Raw genomic sequence first — 21,012 nt, forward strand, 5'->3', positions numbered from 1 at the left:
CGCCCGCCCGCGGCCCGCGCATGAACTGGCCGCGCGGCCTCGTCGCCACCCTGACGGCGCTGGCGATCTTCGTGCCGCTCGCGCTGATCTTTTACCAGAGCTTCCTGTCCGCGCCGTTCTTCGTGCCGGACAAGGTGCTCGGCCTGGATTCGTACCGCTTCATCTTCGACGACCCGGACTTCGCGCAAGCGTTCCAGAACGGCCTGCTGCTGGCGACGGGCCTCGCGCTGATCGCCGTGCCACTGGGCGGCATGCTCGCGTTCCTGATGGTGCGCACGGACTTGCCGGGGCGCGGCTGGATCGCGCCGCTGCTGCTGGTGCCGATCTTCGTGTCGCCGATGGTGATGGGCTTCGGCTACGTCGTGTCGATGGGGCCCGTGGGCTTCTACTCGACGTGGGCGAAGGAGCTGGTGGGCTTCGTGCCGTGGAACGTGTATTCGTTCACCAGCATCGTCGTCATCGCCGGCCTGACGCACGTGCCGCACGTGTACCTGTACGCATCGTCCGCGCTGCGCAGCCTGGGCTCGGATGTAGAGGAAGCGGCCCGCGTGGCCGGCGCTTCGCCGCTGCGCGTCATGTTCAACGTGTCGCTGCCGATGATCATGCCGGCGCTTGCCTATGCTGGCGTGCTGGTGTTCTTCCTCGGCTTCGAAGTGTTCGGCCTCGTGCTGGTGCTGGGCGATCCGGAAGGCCACCTGGTGCTGCCGACCTACCTGTACAAGCTGACCAACAAACTGGGCACGCCGTCGTACCACCTGATGGCGGCGGTGGCCGTGTGCCTCGTGCTGGTGACGATGCCGCTGGTGATGCTGCAGCGCTGGCTGCTCAAATCCGCCAACAAGTACGTGTCGATCAAGGGCAAGGGTGCGCGCAGCAAGGCGATGCCGCTGGGCCGCTGGAAGTGGCTGGCGTTCGCGCTGCTGGGCGTGTGGCTGCTGGTGACGATCGTGATGCCGCTGTCCGGGATTGCGCTGCGCTCGTTCGTGCAGTACTGGGGCGAGGGCGTCAAGCTGGCGGACGTGCTGACGCTGCAGCACTTCCGCGACATCTTCGACCAGCCGGCGCTGACCCGCGCGATCCTGAACACAGTGCTGATCGGCGTGATCGGCGGCGGCCTGGCGATCGTCTGCTACACCTTCGTCGCGCTGGCGATGCATCGCCGCCAGGACGGTATCTCGCGGTTCCTCGACTACAGCGTGCTGGTGCCGCGCGCCGTGCCGGGCCTGCTGGCGGGCCTGGCGTTCCTGTGGGTGTTCCTGTTCGTGCCGACGTGGCTCGATGGGATCTTCAAGGGCATGGACAACGCGGTGGCCGCCTGGCTGTCGGCGAACCTGATCCCGGCATTGCGGTCGCTGCGTTCGACGATCTTCGCGGTCTGGCTCGCGTATTCCGTCGTGTGGATGGCGTATGGCATGCGGCTGATCTCCAGCGCGCTGCTGCAGGTGGGGCCGGAGCTGGAAGAGGCAGCCCGCGCGGTCGGGGCACGCCGCGGCCGGGTGGTGCGTGACGTCACGCTGCCGCTGGTGCGCTATGGCCTGTTGGGCAGCTGGCTGATGATCTTCCTGATCTTCGAGCGGGAGTATTCGACGGGCGTGTACCTGCTGTCGCCGGGCACCGAAGTGATCGGCGCGATGCTCGTGTCGCTGTGGGCGGGTGGCTCGACCGACCTGGTGGCCGCGCTGTCGTTCATTAACATCACGCTGGTGGCCATCGGCCTCGGCATCGCGCTGCGCTTCGGCGTGAAGCTGCACGATTAACGGGAAAGCACATGAAACGAGACCTGAACATGAACGAACTGACCGTCGACGACCTGCACCTCGATTACGGCACCGGTGCGCACGCGAACCCGATCCTGAAGGGCGTGTCGATGCACCTGCAAAAAGGCGAAGTGGTGGCGCTCTTGGGCCCATCGGGCAGCGGCAAGACCACGCTGCTGCGCGCCGTCGCGGGCCTGGAAAGCCCGCGCCTGGGCAGCATCGACATCGGCGCACGCCGCGTGTTCGACGGCGCGAAGAAACAGGAACTGCCGGCCGAGGAACGCAACCTGGGCCTGGTGTTCCAGTCGTATGCGCTGTGGCCGCACAAGACCGTCTTCGACAACGTCGCCTACGGCCTGCAGCTGCGCCGCATGGCGGGCGGCGAGATCAAGACGCGCGTGGCCGAGGTACTGGCGCAGCTGGGCCTCGGGCACCTCGGCGAGCGCTATCCGCACCAGCTGTCCGGCGGCCAGCAGCAGCGCGTGGCGATCGCCCGCGCGCTCGTCTACAACCCGCCAGTGATCCTGCTGGACGAGCCGCTGTCGAACCTCGACGCGAAGCTGCGCGAGGAAGCCCGCGCGTTCCTGCGCGAGCTGATCGTGCGACTGGGCCTGTCCGCGCTGATGGTCACGCACGACCAGGCCGAGGCGATGGCGATCTCGGACCGCATCCTGCTGCTCAATAACGGCCGCATCGAGCAGCAGGGCACGCCGCAGAGCATGTACGAAACGCCGGAAACGCTGTTCACGGCCGAGTTCATGGGCAGTAACAACCGGCTGCCGGGCAAGCTGGTGCAACGCGACGGGGCCGATGTCGTCATCGACGTGGCGGGCACGCAGCTGCGCGGCACGGGACGAGGCAACCCCGGTGGCAATCCGGGCGCGGAGATCGCGCCGCTGGTGCGGGTCGAAGAGGTGCGCATCAGCGCCACGCAGGCCGACAACGCGCTGGCGTTGCCGCTGTCGACGTGCATGTACCTGGGCGATCGGTGGGAGTGCCTGTTCAAGCAGGGCGATATCAGTGTGCGGGCGTATTCGCGCATGCGGCTAGGGGACGGCATGTACTGGCTGCAGATGCCGGCTGAGAAGCTGTGGGTGTTTTAAAACGGAGCGGGCTACCGGCGGCTGCTTACCCAGAGGCAGAGGCCAGGGTCAGACCCGGCGGGTCTGACCCTAGGGTTTGCCGTCGGGCTTATGTGTAAGCTACCGGCCCGCATGAAGCGGAAACGGACTCAGCCGATAAACGAATCGAACTGCACCTCGAACTCCTGCAATGCCTTCTGCGCGTTCTGCATCTTGCGGCGGAATTCCGGGCCGCGGCGCAGCGCCAGGCCGACGGCCAGCACGTCGATGACGACGAGGTAGGCCAGGCGTGCCGAGATCGGCGTGTACGGGTCCGTGTTGAAGATCAGGTCGATCGGGATCAGCACGTTGGCCATGTCGGCCAGCGGCGTGCCCGATGGGGCGAGCACGATGACGTCCGCGCCGCCGTCGCGCGCCAGTTGCGCGGAGCGCACGAGGGCCGGGCTGTTGCCGCGCTGGGAGATCGCCACCAGCGCGTCGCCCTTGCGCAGCAGTGCCGCGGCGATCGCGTGGATCGCCGGGTCCGAGTAGGCGACGGTCGGTACGCCGGAGCGGAAGAACTTGTGCTGCGCGTCCGCCGCCACGATGCCGGACGTGCCCTGGCCGTAGAACTCGATCTTGTTGGCCAGCGCCAGGATGTCGAGCGCGCGCTGCACCGGTTCGTGGTGCAGGTTGTTGCGCAGGTCTAGGAGCGTGTTGATCGAGCGGCTGCAGATCTTGTTGATCAGGTCAGCCGCCAGGTCGTCCTGCGACGGCGCTTCGTTCAGGCCGGGCAGGGCGACAGCCAGGCCTTGCGCGAGCTTCAGCTTGAACTCGTGCCAGCCGTCGTAGCCCAGCGTGCGGCAAAAGCGCACGACGGTCGGTTCGGATACCTGGGCGCTTTTCGCCAGCGCCGTGATGTTCGAGTTTACGGTGCGCGACGGATTGTCGAGCACCGCGAGGGCGACCTTGCGCTCGGACTTCGACAACGAGTCCAATTGAGTGCGGATGGAATCCAGCAGCATATCGTCCAGGTGCTCCGCTCAATCCTCGGGGAGCGCTTCTTCGCGCCACTGCAGCCCGTCGCGCCCGATCAGCGCGGACGATGCGGCGGGGCCCCACGTGCCGGCCGCATACGGCAGCGGCGCCGTGTCGTCCTGCTCCCAGTTGTTCAGGATCGGCTCGACCCATTCCCACGCCGCTTCCAGTTCGTCGCCGCGCATGAACAGCGTCAGCTGGCCGCGCAGCACGTCGAGCAGCAAGCGCTCGTAGGCATCCATGCGCGGCATCTTGAACGTTTCGCGGAAGTCCAGTTCCAGCTCGGCCGGTTTCAGGCGCATGCCTTCGCCCGGCGTCTTCGCCATCAGGTTCATGCGCAGGCCTTCGTCCGGCTGCAGGCGGATCACGAGGGAGTTCGGCTGGAAGCTGGACGTAGGCTGCTGGAAGATCGAGTGCGGGATCTGCTTGAAGCGCACGACGATCTCGGCCAGCGAGTCGGCCATCCGCTTGCCGGTGCGCAGGTAGAACGGCACGCCGGCCCAGCGCCACGTGTCGATCTCCGCCTTCATCGCCACGAAGGTCTCGGTGCGCGAGCCTTGCGGCGCATCCGGTTCGTCGCGGTAGCTCGGCACCGGCTGGCCGTCCACATGGCCGGCGCGGTACTGGCCGCGCACGATGTTCTGCGCCAGGGTCGTCGGCGTGAAGCGCTTCAGTGCGCGCAGCACCTGCAGCTTGGCGTCGCGCACGGCGTCCGGCGACGTCGATGCAGGCGGCTCCATCGCGACGATGCAGAGCAGCTGCAGCAGGTGGTTCTGCAGCATGTCGCGCAGCGCGCCGGACGTGTCGTAGTAGCCGATGCGGTTGCCCACGCCCAGCTTCTCGGCGATCGTGATCTGCACGTCCGAGATCCATTCGCGGCGCCACAGCGGTTCGAACAGGATGTTCCCGAAGCGCAGCGCCAGCAGGTTCTGCACCGTTTCCTTGCCCAGGTAGTGGTCGATCCGGTAGATCTGCGATTCCTCGAACACTTCGCCCACTTCGCGGTTGATCTGCTTCGCGGACGCCAGGTCGCGGCCCAGCGGCTTTTCCAGCACCACGCGCGAGTTCGGCGTGACGAGGCCGTTTTCCTTCAGGTTGTCGCAGATCTGCGCGAACAGTGCCGGCGGCGTGGCCAGGTAGTACACGCGGTTCAGGCTCGGGTCGGGGCGCAGCGCTTCCGCGAGCCCCTGGTAGCTGGCCGACTCGGTCGCGTTGACGGCCACGTAGACGATGCGGCGCGTGAACCGTTCCCAGTTCTCCGGCGTCACCTTCGGCGTCTTGATGTGCGGGCGCGACGTGCTGTTGACCGTCGCGATGAATTCTTCCGTGGTGTTGTCGTGCCGGCCGATGCAGATGATGCGGGCGGAAGGCGGCAGGTCGCCGCACACGTCGCGCGAGAACATCGCGGGCAACAGCTTGCGCATCGCAAGGTCGCCGCTGCCGCCGAACAGAACCAGGTCAAAATCGGAAAGTGCCATGATGGGTGTCGTCTGTGGTTGGAGGTGCTGAAAACTTACTACCTAAAAATGTTTGTTTGACGAAAATATACTACAAATTCATCAATCGTGCCGGCCGTGCCAGGCGCAACAGGGAGCATCAAGGCCGGTACTGCGGCGACTCCAGGCCTGCCACCGGCAGCCGCACGGACAGCACGCGGCCCGACAGCGGATACTGTTCCAGTTCGGCCTGCGGACGCTTGCCGGCCGTTGTGATGTACAGCGTGCGCAGGTCCGCGCCGCCAAAGGCCACCATCGTCGGGCAGCGCACGGGCAGGGCGATCTCGTCGAGCTCCTCGCCGGACGACGACAGCTTGACGATGCGGCCGCCCTCGAACATCGCGACCCAGTAATTGCCTTCGCTGTCGATGGCCGCGCCATCCGGGCGGCCGCCGTAGCCGGCGCTCTTGTCCATGCTGAACTGGCGCACCTCGCGCTGGTTCGCCACGGCGCCTGTCGCCACGTCGAAGTCGTAGCGCGTGATGCGGTGCGCGGTGGTGTCGGCGTGGTACATCGTGCGGTTGTCCGGGCTGAACGCCAGGCCGTTCGAATTCGTCATGCCGCCGGCCCAGGCACGGCGCACTTCGCCCTTCTCCAGCACGAACATCTCGGCCGCGGGCTGGTCGCGCGGTTCGTAGATCGTGCCGACCCAGAAGCGGCCGGCCGCATCGGGCTTGCCGTCGTTGAAGCGCGCCTTGCTGCAGTCGAACGGGGCCGGGGCGATGTCGGTCACCGCACCGGTATCGGTGTTCAGGTGGACGAAGCCGTTGCGGGTGGCGACCACCAGGCCGCCGTCCGCATGGCGCGCCAGCGCGGACGGCTCGCTCGTCATGATCCACGAGTCGTGCCGAACTGTGCTGTCGTCAGTGCCTTCGACGAGGCGGTGCACCGCGAGGCCGTCGATGTCGACCCAGTACAGCGCGCCTTCGGCCGGATGCCACAGCGGGCCTTCGCCCACCTGCATCGGCGCGTCGAACGCGACCTTCACGTCGTAGCCGCTCATTGGACCTTCGCTCCCTTCGCCATCACGATCAGGCCATTGGTCGAAGCGTCGTGCGCGGCCGGGTCGACGGCGCCTTCCAGTTCGGCCTGGATCTTCTTCGCGAGCACCTTGCCCAGTTCCACGCCCCACTGGTCGAAGCTGGCGATGTCCCAGATCACGCCTTGCACGAACGTCTTGTGTTCGTACAGCGCGATCAGCGCGCCCAGGGTGGCAGGGGTCAGCTGGTCCATCAGGATCGTATTCGACGGGCGATTGCCGGGGAACGTGCGGTGCGGCACCAGCTCGTCGATCTTCGCGGGCGGCAGGCCTTGCGCGGTCAGCTCGGCGCGCACTTCGTCGGCCGTCTTGCCCTTCATGAATGCTTCCGATTGCGCGAAGCAGTTGGCCAGCAGCGCGTCATGGTGGCCGGCCAGGTCGTGCGTCGGGCGCAGCGCGGCGATGAAGTCGATCGGCACGATGTCGGTGCCCTGGTGCAGCAGCTGGAAGTAGGCGTGCTGCGCGTTGGTGCCGCACTCGCCCCACACGACGGGGCACGTGCCCGTGTCGACCTGCTGGCCGCCTTTCGTCACGCGCTTGCCGTTGCTTTCCATGTCCAGCTGCTGCAGGTAGGCGGGGAAGCGGTTCAGGTCCTGGTGGTACGGCGCGATCGACAGCGACGAGCAGCCGAGGAACTCGCGGTTCCAGAAGCCGATCAACGCCAGCAGCACCGGCATGTTCTGGTCCAGCGGCGCGGTGCGGAAGTGCTCGTCCATCGCATGCGCGCCTTCCAGGAACGTCTGGAAGTAGCCGAAGCCGACGGCCAGCGCGACCGACAGGCCGATCGCCGACCATACCGAATAGCGGCCGCCGACCCAATCCCAGAACGGGAACATGTTGTCCGGATCGATGCCGAAGGCCGTCACCGCTTCCGTGTTGGTGGACACGGCAACGAAGTGGCGCGCCAGGTCTTCCTCGCGGCCTTCGCACAGGAACCAGCGGCGCGCCGTCTGCGCGTTCAGCATCGTCTCGGCCGTCGTGAACGTTTTCGATGCAACGATGAACAGCGTCGTTTCCTGGTTCACCTTGGCCAGCACGGCATCCATGTCATGGCCGTCCACGTTCGACACGAAGTGCATCGTCAGGCCCGGATGGGCGTACGAACGCAGGGCCAGCACGGCCATCTTGGGGCCCAGGTCGGAACCGCCGATGCCGATGTTGACGATGTCCGTGATGCGCTTGCCGCTGTAGCCGAGCCACGAGCCGCCGCGCACCTTGTCGGTGAACGTCTTGACGCGGTCGAGCACCGCGTGCACGTCGGCGCCGACATCCTGGCCGTCGACGACGAGCTGCTTGCCGCGCGGCATACGCAGGGCGGTGTGCAGCACGCTGCGATGTTCGGTAAGATTTATTTTCTCACCAGCCAACATCGCGTCGCGCTGCGTTTCCACGCCGCGGGCCCGGGCCAGGTCCACCAGCAACTCCACCGTGCGGTCCGTGATCCGGTTCTTTGAATAGTCGAGGAACAGGCCGGCGGCATCGACCGTCATGCGCGGGAAGCGCTGTGGGTCGGTGGCGAACAGCTGGCGCAGCTGCCAGTCTTTCGCGTCGGCGGCATGGGATTGCAGGGCTTGGTAGCGGGCGGTGGTGGTCAACAGAGGTTGGCGCATGAGACGTGTCGTGTTGAAAATATGAGTAAATGGATATTGAAGAACTATACAGGAAAAGACGGTAAATTCACTACGACTTCGACGAAAAAGCCGTAAAAATCTCACTGCCGCCGCTGTCGCCGCGATGGTTCGCATCGGCGGATTCGCTCGCAGAACGAGCAGGCAGCACGCCTTTCGCCTTCTGTAGTAAAATTTCGGGAATTCATCGATAAGGAAGCATAATGGCCTTGCACCCAGTCCTCGAACAAGTCACGGCACGGATCATCAAGCGCAGCCGTCCTTCGCGTGGCGCCTACCTGGCGCATCTCGAAGCGGCCCGCATCAAGGGTCGTCCGCAGCGCGGTTCCCTGTCCTGCACCAATCTCGCGCACGGCTTCGCCGCGTTCCCGCAGCACGACAAGCTGCTGCTGAAGGAAGTGAAAAAACCCTCCGTCGCGATCGTGTCTGCCTACAACGACATGCTGTCGGCGCACCAGCCGTTCGAGCACTTCCCGAAGGTGATCAAGGACGCCGTGCGCGACGTGGGCGCGGTGGCGCAATTCGCCGGCGGCGTGCCGGCGATGTGCGACGGCGTCACGCAAGGCCAGCCGGGCATGGAACTGTCGCTGTTCTCGCGCGACACGATCGCGATGAGCACGGCGGTGGCGATGTCGCACAATATGTTCGACGCGGCGCTGTACCTGGGCATCTGCGACAAGATCGTGCCGGGCCTGCTGATCGGCGCGCTGCACTTCGGCCACATCCCGGCCGTGTTCGTGCCGGGCGGGCCGATGACGTCCGGCCTGTCGAACAAGGAAAAGGCGGCCATTCGCCAGCGCTACGCGCAGGGCAAGGCCACCCGCGAGGAACTGCTGGAAGGCGAGGCGCAGTCGTACCACGGCGCCGGCACCTGCACGTTCTACGGCACCGCGAACAGCAACCAGATGCTGATGGAGGTGATGGGCCTGCACCTGCCGGGCGCCGCATTCATCACGCCGTATACGGAACTGCGCGACCAGCTGACGGTGGCCGCCGCACAGCGCGCGGCGCAGATCACGGAGCTGGGCAACGAGTACATCCCCGTCGGCCACATCGTCGACGAGAAGTCCATCGTCAACGCGATCGTCGCGCTGCTGGCCACCGGCGGCTCGACGAACCACACGCTGCACCTGCCGGCGATCGCCCGTGCGGCCGGCATCCTGATCGACTGGGACGACTTCAACGACCTGTCCGGCGTGGTGCCGCTGCTGGCACGGATCTACCCGAACGGCGACGCGGACGTGAACCACTTCCACGCGGCCGGCGGCACCGGTTTCATCATCCGCGAGCTGCTCGATGCGGGCCTCTTGCATGAAGACGTGACGACGGTGCTCGGCAAGGGCCTGCGCAACCACTGCAAGGAGCCGTTCCTGGGCGAAGGCGGCAAGGGCGTCGTGTTCAAGGATTCCCCGGCCGTGACGGGCGACGACAAGGTCGTGCGCACCGCCGCGGAGCCGTTCTCGAAGGATGGCGGCATGGTGCTCGTGCAGGGCAACCTGGGCCGCGCGATCATGAAGGTGTCCGCCGTGAAGCCGGAGCACCGCACGGTCGAGGCGCCGGCCATCGTGTTCAATTCGCAGGAAGACTTCATGGCCGACTACAAGGCCGGCAAGCTCGATCGCGACTTCGTGGCCGTGCTCCGCTTCCAGGGCCCGCGCGCCAACGGCATGCCGGAACTGCATGCGCTGACGCCGGCGCTGGCGAACCTGCAGGATGCGGGCCGCAAGGTGGCGCTGGTGACGGATGGCCGCATGTCCGGCGCATCGGGCAAGGTACCGGCGGCGATCCACGTCTCGCCCGAAGTGCTGGCCGGCGGCCCGCTTGGCCTCGTGCGCGACGGCGACATCATCCGCGTCGATGCCGGCAGCGGCACGCTGGAAGCGCTGGTCGAATCATCCGTGTGGCATGCGCGCGCACTGGCGCAGGCCGACCTGACGCCGAGCCACGTGGGCATGGGCCGCGAACTGTTCGCGATGTTCCGCAACAGCGTGTCGGCGGCCGAGGAGGGCGCGGCGACGTTCCCGCTGCCGTCGCCGATCGATACGACCGTCGAACTGCATGGCGGTGACAACGTGGGCAATACGGTGCCCGGTTCCGACGAAGATTTCCTTGCCAAGAAAGCGTAAATGACCATGAATCTGCTCGACATTATGCGTACCTCGGCCGTGATCCCCGTGATCGCGATCGACGACCCCGATCACGCCGTGCCCCTCGCGAAAGCGCTGGTGGCCGGTGGCATCCGCGTGCTGGAAGTCACGCTGCGCACGCAGCACGGCCTTGGCGCGATCCGCGCGATGAGCCAGGTGGAAGGCGCGATCGTCGGCGTCGGCACGTTGACGCAGCCGGAGGAATTCGCCGCCGCGCGCGATGCGGGTGCCGTGTTCGGCGTGTCGCCGGGCCTCACCGATGCGCTGATCGGCGCGGCGAAATCGTCCGGCCTGCCGCTGCTGCCGGGCGTGATGACGCCTTCCGAAGTGATGAAGGCGCGCGAGCAGGGCTTCAAGCAATTGAAGCTGTTCCCGGCCGTGCCGGCGGGCGGCGTGGGCATGCTGAACGCGATCGCGGGGCCCTTGTCCGACGTGACGTTCTGCCCGACGGGCGGCATCTCGCAAGAGACCGCGCCGGCCTTCCTGGCGCTGAAGAACGTGGCCTGCGTGGGCGGCTCGTGGCTGACGCCAAAGGATGCGATGAAGGCGGGCGACTGGGGGCACATCACGGCGCTGGCCAAGGCGGCGAGCGCGTTGCGCGGTTGATTGCTGGCAGCTCTGCATTGGACGGCGCCTGCGGGCGCCGTTTGGCTGTCCAGGTGGCGAGCACCACGGTGGTGCATACGCCACAGCTTGCCGTTCGCAAGTTGCGATTCTGATAAAGAAGCGGCAGGCCAACCTATAATTTCCCACGTCGCCGTGTTACCCGCGCCGGCGACAGCCTTGGCACATCCGCGGGCCAGCTTCCATCGCAGGAGTCGGCCATGCATTCCAATCCCACCCCCTCCCTGTACGCTCGCCTGCCGCGGCTGGCGCCACTGGCCCTGGCATTGGCGCTTTCCGGCGCAGCGGCCGCGCAAACCATCACGGTCACCGGCGCGCCCGGCCAGGACGGCAGCAGCGGCACTCAACCAGGCGCTGCCGGCGCTGCCGGTTCGGCGGGCGGCCCGGCGACCGCGGCCGCAGGTATTGCCCACACCGGCGCGGTCGCCACGGGAGGCAACGGCGGCCGGGGCGGCAACGGTGCCGGTGGCGCGCCAGGCCAGGATGGCGGCGCAGCCGGTAACGGTGGCGCGGGCGGCGCGGCCACCGCGCAGCACATCGTCGGCAGCGCTGCTTCCAACATCAATGTGAGTGCCCAGGCGACCGGCGGAAATGGCGGCGCCGCGGGCGTTCCCGGCGAGGCCGGCAACGGCGGCAGCGCCGGCGCACAGGGCGCCGGGGGCAATGGCGGCGATGCCGCCGCGAGCGTGTCCGCGACGGGTACCCGCATTATCCAGGGCAACGCACAGGCGGACGGCGGCGCCGCGGCGGGTGTGCTGGCGGGCGACTATGCCCGCCACGCAGGTACGGCCGAGGCGACGGCGACGCTCCTCGGCGGCAGCAGCTCCTTCGTCAGCGGCAACGTGCACGCATACGGGGGCAATGCCGGCATGACGGGAGGCGGCGCCGGCCCGGTGGCAGGCGGCGCCGCGCGCGGGGCGGTCACCGCCACGGGCGACATCGTGGCTCTGTCCAGCACCGTGTACGGCGGCACGGGCAGCGCGGCAAGCGGCGGCGGGGCAGGCGGCCGCGGCGGCGATGCGGAAGGCGACATCCACGCCAGCGTGGGCAGCGGCTACTTTTCCGGCCAATGGCGCGTGCAGGGCGGCTCCGGCGGCAACTCGACGGGCGGTACCGGCGGCGCCGGCGGCAACGCCCGCCTCAGCACGCAGATCACGACCGCCACCACGGGCAGTATCGACCTGTGGACATACGTCGCTGGCGGCGATGGCGGCGACGGTCACGGGCTGGCAGGCGACAGCGACGTCAATCTCGTCATCGCCGCCGGCGGTTTGGGAACGGTCGGCGGCGAGGTCAGGTCGACAGGCGGCCGTGGCGGCCATGGCGCCGGCATTACCGGCACGGCGATGCAAGGCGGGCAGGGCAAGCTGACGGCAAACGTCGTGACGCAGGGCCGGCTTCAGTTGCACGTGAGCGCGACCGGCGGGGCGGGCGGTGACGGCATCGACGGCCACGGCGGGCGCGGGGGCGACGCGATCGCCGTGGCGGCCGGCAGTGGCCACGCCAGCTACGCCGGGAGCCCCAACGAGCTGTACATCGAGGCGACGGGCGGCGTGGGCGGCGCGGCATCCGCACCTGGCAAGCGTGCCGGGGATGGCGGCACGGGGCATATCGCCGGCACCATCCACGGCACCGGCATCGCTGATGCCCAGCTCAGGGCCACCGTGACCGGCGGCCGGGGCGGTACGGGCAAGGGCCAGGCACTTGCCGGCAACGGCGGCGCGGCCTATGCAAACAACAATGTGGACGGCAGCGTGGGCAGCGACGGCGTCGAACTGTATCTGGAACAGAAGGCTGTCGGCGGCATGGGCGGCTTCCACGACATCGGCAAGGGGGGCAAGGGCGGGTCCGCGGTGTCGACGCTGACGCGCACGATCGAAGGAAACCACACCATTTCGCTGCGTGCGGAAGCGCGCGGGGGCACCGGTGGCGTCGGCACCATCGGCGGGGATGGCGGGGATGCGACAGCCAGTGTCGACGTCACGCGCGCCGGGACAACCGTCGGCCTGTCCGGCGTCGCCGAGGCGGTGGGCGGCGGCGGGGGCTATGGCCAGCCGGGGCTGGGCGGCAACGCATCGGCGCGCAGTGTCGTGCGCGCCGCGGGGAACGCCTCGGCACTGGCGAAGGCCGATGGAACCGGCTGGAACGTCGACAGCCGCAGGGAGGCGCCTGCCCGTGCCGATGCGTTTGCGCGCGCCGAATCCACGGTCACGGATGCCAGCGCGAGCGCATACGCGACCGCTGCCCGGCAGGAGGGTGGCGTCGCGCACGCGCGCAGCGAAGTGATCTCCACCGGCCGCGCTTTTGCCGTCGCTTCGACGCTGGGCCATGAAGGCACCGCCAGCAGCTACACGCACACGACGGGGACGAATCTCAGCGAGGCCAGGGCCATAGGCGATGTCACCCGTGGCGGACTGCATTCCGCCAGCGTGGCGCAGCACGGCACCGGCCTCGTCGAAACGGACGCGCGCCTGACGTTCGGCGGTGCGTCCAGGTGGACCGGTGCCAGGGTCTGGAGCCGCGCGCAGGTCGGCAGCGGCGAGCTGCTCGAAAGCTTCGACACCACGTCGTTCGGCTACCTGCGGCCGGATCTCGCCATCCTGTATCCCCACGACCCAGCCGTGGCCGGCCGTTACGCGGGGGCAGACGTGTTCGCCGCCGGCCGCATGGTCGGGGGCGGCGATTTCGGCGCCACCCTGCCGACGCGCTACGGCACCAGCGCGCACTTCGTGTTCGACGCGGCTTCGGAGGGCATGTTGCGGCTGGACCTGCTGAACTTCAGGCATAGGGACGCATTCGCGACGATGGAATTCAGTGTTGCCGTGCAGGGGGCCGAGGTGTTTCGCCAGACGTTTTACCGGCTCGTCGATGCGCAGGCATTCTTCAGTGGCGGCATGCTCGAGCTCGGCCTGTTGGACGAGGGACCGTACGACATACTGATCGCCGCCGACTTCCTGTTCGGGAATCCGGGCTGGGTGGGGTTCGACTATGTGCTGGCGGCTGTGCCCGAACCCGGCATGTGGCTGCTGCTGGCGGTCGGGCTGGTGCTGGTACGCGTACGCCTGCGCGGCAGCTTCCGGGTTTGAGGCGATCTAGCGCGGTCCGGTGCATGCCAAAATTGCAATGAGTGTGGGATCGGCGCTAGAATCGGCATTTTCTTACTGAACGATACCTGACCGTGAGCGATCCACACGACTTGCCCAACCCCGCCTTCACTCCCCGCGGCATTCCCGCTCCTGGCTGGCGCGCCAGCGCGGCGCTCGTGCTGGCGGCCGTCGCCGCGGCCGCGCTCGTCGTGCTGGTGCTGTTCCTGTGGCGCCAGCAGACCAACCCGGGATTCTCCCCCGGCCCGCTCGGCGTGCGCTATGCCGTGCAGTTGCAGAACGGCCAGATGTTCTACGGCCTGCTGCGCGAAATGGGCCCGCACCACCTGCAGCTGGAGGACGTCTACTACGTGCAGCCGTTCACCACGCCGGACGGCCGGCAGGGCAACCGCGTCGTCAGCCGCCAGAAGAATGACTGGCATGGACCGACCACGTTGACGGTGCCGCTCGACCGGGTGGTCACGATCGAACAGGTGGGCGGCGCGTCGCAGCTTGCGAAATTGATCGAACAGGACAAGCAGTCTCCCAAGTAACTTGCTGTTCGATAGTTTAATTGTCATTGTGTAAATAAGTTTTTGTTAAGATAATCCTTCCCGGATCGGCCGTTACCCGCAGGCCGGCCGGCGCCCACCTTTCCGGTCGCCCATTTCGGCGGGCGTCTACTGGAAAGGACTTGTATGCATTTGGACCGATTTCGCGCAGCCCGCTTCGGCGGGCTGCGGCTTGTTCCGCTCGTGCTGGCGCTGGCGGGCGGCCAGGTATCTGCCGCCGTCATCAACGGCACGGCCGGCACGGCCGGCAGTAATGGCGCTGCGCCGGGGGCGGCAGGTACGGCCGGGGGGCATGGCGGGGCGGCGATCGGCCAAGCCAGCGGGAACCTGAGCGCTGTCGGCGGTGCGGGCGGCAATGGTGGTGATGGCGCCGCCGGCGCGCCAGGGCAGGCTGGCGGGGCGGGTGGCGCTGGCGGCAATGGCGGTGCGGCCAGCGCGATCATCGACGCGACCGCGACGAACGGACTGCGGCGTGACGCCTATGCGCAAGGCGGAGCTGGAGGTAATTCCGGCTACGCCGGTGCCGGAACCCCGTCCGGTACCGGAGCGACCGGGGGCGAGGGAGGCGCGGCGACGGCCTCCCTGCACCTGGTCGGCACGGACCGCGTGCAGGGCAGCAGCGAAGCCCACGGTGGCTACGGCGGGCAGGGCGAATCGGGCATCGCGCAGACGGCCGGCGGTGCGGCGCAATCGACGTTGAGCCTGCGTGCGGAAGGCCCCAACGGCTATGTGTATGGCAGCGCGATCGCGGCGGGCGCCAGCGGTTCGAGCGTGTCCCGGAACGGCATCGGTTCGATCGGAGGCGCGGCCAACCTGACGATGACAGGCAGCGGCAACAGCGTGTGGCTCGACGGCTCGGTGGGGGCCGGCTACAGCGGCGGCGCGGCCGGGGCCGGCAATACCGGGGTTCACGGCAACGCCGCCGTCAGCGGCAGCATGGCGATCGTTGCCGGCGACGGCGGCGCGACCGGCGTGCTGAACATCAGCGCCGGCAGCGGCGGCGGCGGCCGCAACGGCGCCAACGGCGGCAACGGCGCGGACCTGACGGTCGCCAATCCTATCTCGGCAACGACGACGGGCTCGCTGGCGCTGGCGCTGCGCGGTTCTGCCGGCAGCGGCGGCGACTCCACCGATGCCGTGGCCGGACGGGCCGGCAACGCGGACGTGGGCCTGGTACTCGATGACCGCCGGGCAACCTATATGCAAGCCGATGTGACGGCGTCCGGTGGCAATGGTGGCAGGGTGATCGGCGGAATCGGAAGCGAGCAGGCGAACGGCACTGCCGGCGAAGGGGGCCGCGCGCGCGGCTATCTGGTGGTGACCGCGCAGGCGCCGACGAATGCGACGGCGCGGGCCGATGGGGGCTATGGCGGCACGCACGCCCGCGGCAACGGCGGCAACGGTGGCGACGCCGCCAGCAGCGGCCTCGTGCGCGTCATCGGCGATGGTTATGCCAACAGCAACGCATATGCCAGAGGCGGCAATGGCGGGTCGGCGGAGTTCGTCGGGCGTGGCGGCGATGGTGGCAATGCCGACGTGCAGGCGGCGGGGTATGCCGTTTCGGGTCCCGTGCGCGTGGAGGCGGTGGCGCTGGGCGGGACCGGCGGGAAGGGCTACTACGGCGCCGCGGGCGGCAACGGCGGCATCGGCCGTGCGATCGACGCGGTGGCCGGCGGCACGACCGGCACGCTGCAGCTGGTGCAGACGGCGACCGGCGGCGGCGGCGGCGTCGGCTCCGGCACCGCAGCCGGCGGCAAGGGCGGCGCCGGCATTTCCAGGCTCACGTTGACCGATGCGGCGACGCGCGACCTGGCGGTCAACGTCAGCGCATTCGGTGGCAATGGCGGCGACGGCACGTACGGCGCCGGCGGAACGGGAGGTGCTGCGGAGTCCTTCCTGGACCTGACCTCCACCGCGGCCGGCGCTGACGTGCGGACTGAGGTCGCCGCGACGGGGGGGGCGGCCGGTGCCGGCCCGAATGGGCGCCTCGGCGTGGGTGGCGCGGCGGTCGCGCGCGGTACCGTGCGCGCCGCCGGCAGTGTGTACCACTGGGTAACGGCCGATGGCGGCGCGGCGACAGCCGGCGGCTCGGCGAAGATCGGCAATGCCGATGCGTTCGGCCGGGCGGAAGCGGCGACCAGCGCCACCGCGTACGTCGCTGCGCGCACCGGCGCGACGAGTGGGGCGATCAGTCGGGCCCGCGCCGAGTCGGTGGCGACCGCGGGGCGCAGCGAGGCGGGCGCCGGGGCATTGGGCGGGGCCGAAGGGCACGCGTCCGCCCATGCATGGGGCGTTGGCGCGGCCCTGAGCCAAGCGAACGCTGAAGCTGACGGGCAACGCGGCAGCGCGCTGGCCGAAAGCACGTCGACCGGCGCGCACGGCGTACAGGTCGACACGCGTGCCAGCGCGGCCGAGCTGGCCGGGCGCACATCCGTGACGGCCGGCAGCAACATCGGCGGCGGCGTCTTCGCGCTGGAGTACGGGCAACGGCAGAGCTCCTACGCGATCTCGCAGGCCAGCGCCTTGCCGGCCGACGCACCCGCCGGCACCCCGGACGGGCTGGCACTCGGCGTCGGCACGATGGGGGCCTACGGCGCCAACGGGTTGGCGGCTGGCTCCTACAGCCTGCAGACCGCCGCCAACTTCCAGTTCGACACGACGGGCCAGAGCGTGCTGACGCTGGGCCTCCTGAGCGCGCTGACGCAGGGCACCGGCCTGGCGGGCCTGGCGCTGACGGTCAGCGCGGACGGCGCGACGCTGTTCTCGCAGACGTTCGCCAATCTCGCCGACGCCCAGCTGTTCTTCGCCGATAACACGGTCACGCTCGGCATGCTGGGGGCCGGCAGCCACGACGTGCTCGTTGCCGCCGACTTCCTGCTGAACGGGGCCGGCGGCTTCGGCTTCCAGTATGCGCTGGTGTCGTCGGTGCCGGAACCGTCCAGCTGGCAGATGCTGCTGTTGGGCCTGGGCGCCCTGGCCCAGCGTGCGGCGCGGCGCACGCGTCGATGATGCGATGAACCACCGCCCGGGCTTCATTCGGCCCGGGCGGCGCGCTAGCGCTGGATTGTCGCGCGTCCGTTACATTTTTCACATAATTATTTGATAACTCTGGTTAGTTGCATATATGATAATCGGCCGCGCGGAAACGGGCCTGCCGCATGCCCGCCCGCGCCTGATAACCACGATAACCAGGGAATAGAATGAAGAAACCACTGATCGCACTGGCGGTGCTGGCCGCCTTTGCTGGCAATACGGCATTTGCCGATACCTTGCTGTCCGGCTTCGGCGGGGACCGCGGCTTCGGCAGCCGCGTGATGGACCCGAACGACGACGGCTCCTCCGAGCGCCTGGCACTGCCGTTCCAGATCAATTTTTTCGGTAACGCCTACAGCGATTACTGGATCAACAATAACGGCAATATTTCGTTCAACGGGCCGTTGAGCTCGTTCACGCCGTCGCTGTTCCCGATCTCGCAGGCGCCGATGATCGCGCCGTTCTGGGCCGACGTCGACACCCGCAACCAGACGTCGAACCTGCCCGCGCCGTTCACCAACAACGTTTACCTGGCCAATCCGGACAGCAAGACGCTGATCGTCACGTGGGACACGGTGGGCTACTACAACCAGCACAACGACAAGCTGAATACGTTCCAGCTCGTGCTGAAGGACCAGTCGACGGCCACCGGTCACGCGGGCGACTTCGACATGGAATTCCGTTACGGCCAGCTGCAATGGACGACGGGCGACGCCAGCGGCGGCTCCGGCGGCTTCGGCGGCCAGCCTGCGGTTGCCGGCTGGAACGCGGGTGCGGCGACGAACTCGTACTCGCTGATCGGTTCCGGCACGGGCAATGTGGTGGGTCTCGTCAACGACACCAACGTCGGTACCGATGGCGTATGGCGCTTCCACGTGCGCTCCGAAGAGCTGCCGGGCAGCGCGCCATACAACCCGGTCCTGCCGGGCAATGTGGACGACGGCTCGGCCGGCTGGGTATTCGAGAACATCCCTGTCGGCACGGGCACGCCGGTGTGGATCGACCCGGTCGTCGCCACCGGCTACGACTACGCGGTGACCAGCGGCCAGCTGATCAACGGCGTCACGCTGATGCCGGGCGTCGGCGACGGCCGCTACGACATCTGGCTGTGGCACGACGGCCAATGGCAGCTGTACCAGGCCGGCGCCGCGGGCGGCGAGCACATCGAGTTCGGCCAGTCCGTCGACCGCTTCCGCATCACCGGCATCGAGACGACGGCCGGCATTAACCCGGACAGCCCGATCGCCTTCGCCACGGGCCTGTGGTTCGACGGCACGGGCACCAGCTCGGTGACGCAAACGGCGCTGACGGCGGAAGTGTCACCCGTCCCGGAACCGGCCACCTACGGCATGCTGGCAACCGGCCTGGCCGTGCTCGGCCTGGCCCGCCGCCGCCGTCGCGCTTAAGCATCTTTTCGCTTCCCCAAAGCCGGCCACGCGCCGGCTTTTTTTCGTCCTTGCTGAGCTGGTCGCAAAACAACAGCGGGGACAGTCCCTCGCCTCTGAAAACAACAGGGGACTGTCCCTCGATTCTGGAAACTTTTCAACCCACCCGACCAGCCCTTCCTACAATTGGCGCCGAACTGCACGGAACCGCAGTGAATTTCATCGCGATTGTCAGTTGACTTAACTTTGAATCCACATAATTTCCAAAAATGAGGGACAGTCCCCGAATTTGGGAAACTTTTCTTTAGGGAATTGGTATTTTGTTTGCCGGGGTTTTGCACTTTTAAAATGTTAAAAATGCAGGTTCATAGAGGACGTTTTTGCACCTACTTGCTGTTAAAAAAGTTCTGCCACAACAATACGTTAGCTTGGAAATAAGCGGTGTGGGTTTTATGCGACCAGGCGCGACGAATTGTTACGCACACGCTTGCGCCTCGGCAACTAAGTCTGCAATGATTTGATGTATGCGCGGTCTTCCTGATTTAGCGCAAAACATCATTGCCGGGTTTATTTTGCCCGGCAATGTTTTATTCGCAACCGCTTGTCATATTTTCAGAACGAACGCGTGATGCGCAAACGTCCCCTGCATTCTTATTCCCCGCTTGCCGTCGCCATTGCCGCGGCACTGGCGATTGTGCCGCTGGCCGGGTGGCAGTGGCATGGCTGGCTGATCGCCGCCGCGCTGCTCGCTGCAGGCGGCTGGGCTGCCTTCCACGCGCTGACGCAGCGTGCCGACGGGTCCGCGCTGGAAGCCTACCTGGCCAGCCGCCAGCGCTTCGGCGACGAAGTGTCCGGCGTGTGGGCGTCGCACATCGATGCGTCGCGTACCCAGATGGAAGCGGCCGTCGTGTCGCTGGTCGAGCGCTTCTCCGGCATCGTCGCCAAGCTGGAACAGGCGCTGGCCGCATCGGGTGCGGCGCGCAACAGCGAAGGCGGCAGCATCGTCGAAGTGTTCGCCGCCAGCGAGAAGGAATTGCGCTCGCTGCTCGACATGCTGGCCAGCGCCGCATCGAGCAAGCAGCAGATGCTGGCCAAGATCGAAGGCCTGCAGCACATCACGACCCAACTGCAGAAGATGGCGGCCGACGTTGCCAGCATCGCGTGGCAGACCAACCTGCTGGCGCTGAACGCGGCGATCGAAGCGGCACGTGCCGGCGAGGCGGGGCGCGGCTTTGCCGTCGTCGCCAACGAAGTGCGCATGCTGTCGAACCGCTCGGCGGACGCCGGCAAGCACATCGCCCAGCAGGTCGGCCAGATCAGCGCCGCGATCAACGCGACCTGCCAGGCCGCCGGCGAATCGATGCGCGCGGAAGCGTCGTCCGTCGAGACGTCCGAGCAGATGATCGGCAACGTGCTGGCGTCGTTCCGCGGCGTGACCGATGCCCTCGTCAGTTCGTCCGACCTGCTGCAGCGCGAGAGCGCCGGCATCCAGGGCGAAGTGGCCGAGGCGCTGGTGCAGCTGCAGTTCCAGGACCGCGTCAGCCAGATCCTGTCGCACGTCCAGCAGAACATCGCCCGCATGCCGGCCTACCTGAGCGAGAACGCCCAGGCGTCCAGCGCGGAACCACAACCGATCGACGCGCGCGCGCTGCTGGCCGAACTGGAAAGCACGTACGCAATGGCCGAAGAGCGCACGCTCCACAAGAGCGCCGCCAAGCCTGCTCCCCAGCAGGCCGAAGAAATCACCTTTTTCTAGGAGCACCCATGGCAAAAACCATCATGGTCGTGGACGACTCGCTGTCGATCCGCCAGGTCGTCGGCATCGCATTGAAGCAGGCCGGCTATGACGTCATCGAAGGCTGCGACGGCAAGGACGCGCTGGCTAAGCTGACGGGCCAGAAAGTCAACCTGATCATCAGCGACGTCAACATGCCGAACATGGACGGTATCTCGTTCGTGCGCGAGCTGAAGACCCGTCCGGCCTACAAGTTCACGCCGGTGCTGATGCTGACCACCGAGTCGCAGGAAGAAAAGAAGGCGCAAGGCCAGGCGGCCGGCGCGCGGGCGTGGATGGTCAAGCCGTTCAAGCCCGAGACGCTGCTGGCGGCCGTCCAGAAACTGGTCATGCCTTAACCACCGGACCTGACCC

14 protein-coding genes are annotated in these 21,012 nt (G+C 67.5%); 10 read left to right on the forward strand and 4 right to left on the reverse strand.

Annotation, left to right across the window (positions count from 1 at the left end; genetic code table 11):
* The first annotated feature begins 20 nt into the window (after positions 1-20).
* Positions 21-1,757: an ABC transporter permease gene (locus IP92_RS12780; RefSeq protein WP_371860934.1), complete on the forward strand. Its 1,737-nt coding sequence runs from the start codon at positions 21-23 to the stop codon at positions 1,755-1,757.
* A gap of 29 nt (positions 1,758-1,786) precedes the next feature.
* Positions 1,787-2,860, forward strand: coding sequence for an ABC transporter ATP-binding protein (locus IP92_RS12785; RefSeq protein ID WP_145875907.1), 1,074 nt, complete (start codon positions 1,787-1,789; stop codon positions 2,858-2,860).
* A 128-nt stretch (positions 2,861-2,988) separates the two neighbouring features.
* Here IP92_RS12785 and IP92_RS12790 read toward each other — a convergent pair whose 3' ends face one another.
* From IP92_RS12790 to pgi, 4 genes are all read right to left on the reverse strand, one after another.
* Positions 2,989-3,843: an SIS domain-containing protein gene (locus IP92_RS12790; protein WP_145875350.1), complete on the reverse strand. Its 855-nt coding sequence runs from the start codon at positions 3,841-3,843 to the stop codon at positions 2,989-2,991.
* Between the two features lie 18 nt (positions 3,844-3,861).
* The gene (zwf, locus tag IP92_RS12795) at positions 3,862-5,334 is read right to left on the reverse strand and encodes a glucose-6-phosphate dehydrogenase (RefSeq protein ID WP_145875353.1); all 1,473 of its coding nucleotides are present in this window, start codon (positions 5,332-5,334) and stop codon (positions 3,862-3,864) included.
* A 118-nt stretch (positions 5,335-5,452) separates the two neighbouring features.
* Positions 5,453-6,355 carry an SMP-30/gluconolactonase/LRE family protein gene (locus IP92_RS12800; protein ID WP_145875356.1) on the reverse strand — a complete coding sequence of 301 codons (903 nt, stop codon included), beginning with the start codon at positions 6,353-6,355 and terminating at the stop codon, positions 5,453-5,455.
* Positions 6,352-8,001, reverse strand: coding sequence for a glucose-6-phosphate isomerase (gene pgi / locus IP92_RS12805; RefSeq protein WP_145875358.1), 1,650 nt, complete (start codon positions 7,999-8,001; stop codon positions 6,352-6,354). Before pgi ends, IP92_RS12800 begins: the two co-directional genes overlap by 4 nt.
* A 221-nt stretch (positions 8,002-8,222) precedes the next feature.
* Here pgi and edd point away from each other — a divergent pair, with 221 nt between their 5' ends.
* The 8 genes from edd to IP92_RS12850 all read left to right on the forward strand — a co-directional run bounded on the left by edd (position 8,223) and on the right by IP92_RS12850 (position 20,996).
* Complete coding sequence (gene edd, locus IP92_RS12810) at positions 8,223-10,145, forward strand: phosphogluconate dehydratase (RefSeq protein ID WP_145875360.1); 1,923 nt, start codon at positions 8,223-8,225, stop codon at positions 10,143-10,145.
* Complete coding sequence (gene eda / locus IP92_RS12815; protein WP_145875362.1) at positions 10,146-10,772, forward strand: bifunctional 4-hydroxy-2-oxoglutarate aldolase/2-dehydro-3-deoxy-phosphogluconate aldolase; 627 nt, start codon at positions 10,146-10,148, stop codon at positions 10,770-10,772.
* Between the two features lie 584 nt (positions 10,773-11,356).
* The gene (locus IP92_RS12820) at positions 11,357-13,876 is read left to right on the forward strand and encodes a hypothetical protein (RefSeq protein WP_158206709.1); all 2,520 of its coding nucleotides are present in this window, start codon (positions 11,357-11,359) and stop codon (positions 13,874-13,876) included.
* A gap of 92 nt (positions 13,877-13,968) precedes the next feature.
* Positions 13,969-14,427: a hypothetical protein gene (locus IP92_RS12825; RefSeq protein WP_145875367.1), complete on the forward strand. Its 459-nt coding sequence runs from the start codon at positions 13,969-13,971 to the stop codon at positions 14,425-14,427.
* 144 nt (positions 14,428-14,571) lie between these two features.
* Positions 14,572-17,454: a beta strand repeat-containing protein gene (locus tag IP92_RS12835; protein ID WP_158206708.1), complete on the forward strand. Its 2,883-nt coding sequence runs from the start codon at positions 14,572-14,574 to the stop codon at positions 17,452-17,454.
* Positions 17,455-17,645: 191 nt separating this feature from the next.
* Entirely contained in the window at positions 17,646-18,884 is a 1,239-nt protein-coding gene (locus IP92_RS30445; RefSeq protein ID WP_145875374.1) for a nidogen-like domain-containing protein, read from the forward strand.
* A gap of 607 nt (positions 18,885-19,491) precedes the next feature.
* Complete coding sequence (locus tag IP92_RS30835) at positions 19,492-20,619, forward strand: methyl-accepting chemotaxis protein (protein WP_145875376.1); 1,128 nt, start codon at positions 19,492-19,494, stop codon at positions 20,617-20,619.
* Positions 20,620-20,627: 8 nt separating this feature from the next.
* Positions 20,628-20,996, forward strand: coding sequence for a response regulator (locus IP92_RS12850; protein WP_145875378.1), 369 nt, complete (start codon positions 20,628-20,630; stop codon positions 20,994-20,996).
* Positions 20,997-21,012: the final 16 nt, after the last annotated feature.

It is taken from the genome of Pseudoduganella flava (genome assembly GCF_007830495.1).
GTDB lineage: Bacteria > Pseudomonadota > Gammaproteobacteria > Burkholderiales > Burkholderiaceae_D > Rugamonas > Rugamonas flava.

What these genes read in the sequence shown, in the direction of transcription:
- IP92_RS12835 (WP_158206708.1), top strand. Translation starts at nt 14,572, where the DNA reads ATGCATTTGGACCGATTTCGCGCAGCCCGCTTCGGCGGGCTGCGGCTT.
- edd (WP_145875360.1), top strand. Translation starts at nt 8,223, where the DNA reads ATGGCCTTGCACCCAGTCCTCGAACAAGTCACGGCACGGATCATCAAG.
- IP92_RS12800 (WP_145875356.1), bottom strand. Translation starts at nt 6,355, where the DNA reads ATGAGCGGCTACGACGTGAAGGTCGCGTTCGACGCGCCGATGCAGGTG.
- IP92_RS30445 (WP_145875374.1), top strand. Translation starts at nt 17,646, where the DNA reads ATGAAGAAACCACTGATCGCACTGGCGGTGCTGGCCGCCTTTGCTGGC.
- IP92_RS12850 (WP_145875378.1), top strand. Translation starts at nt 20,628, where the DNA reads ATGGCAAAAACCATCATGGTCGTGGACGACTCGCTGTCGATCCGCCAG.
- IP92_RS12790 (WP_145875350.1), bottom strand. Translation starts at nt 3,843, where the DNA reads ATGCTGCTGGATTCCATCCGCACTCAATTGGACTCGTTGTCGAAGTCC.
- IP92_RS12780 (WP_371860934.1), top strand. Translation starts at nt 21, where the DNA reads ATGAACTGGCCGCGCGGCCTCGTCGCCACCCTGACGGCGCTGGCGATC.
- IP92_RS12785 (WP_145875907.1), top strand. Translation starts at nt 1,787, where the DNA reads ATGAACGAACTGACCGTCGACGACCTGCACCTCGATTACGGCACCGGT.
- eda (WP_145875362.1), top strand. Translation starts at nt 10,146, where the DNA reads ATGACCATGAATCTGCTCGACATTATGCGTACCTCGGCCGTGATCCCC.
- IP92_RS30835 (WP_145875376.1), top strand. Translation starts at nt 19,492, where the DNA reads ATGCGCAAACGTCCCCTGCATTCTTATTCCCCGCTTGCCGTCGCCATT.
- zwf (WP_145875353.1), bottom strand. Translation starts at nt 5,334, where the DNA reads ATGGCACTTTCCGATTTTGACCTGGTTCTGTTCGGCGGCAGCGGCGAC.
- pgi (WP_145875358.1), bottom strand. Translation starts at nt 8,001, where the DNA reads ATGCGCCAACCTCTGTTGACCACCACCGCCCGCTACCAAGCCCTGCAA.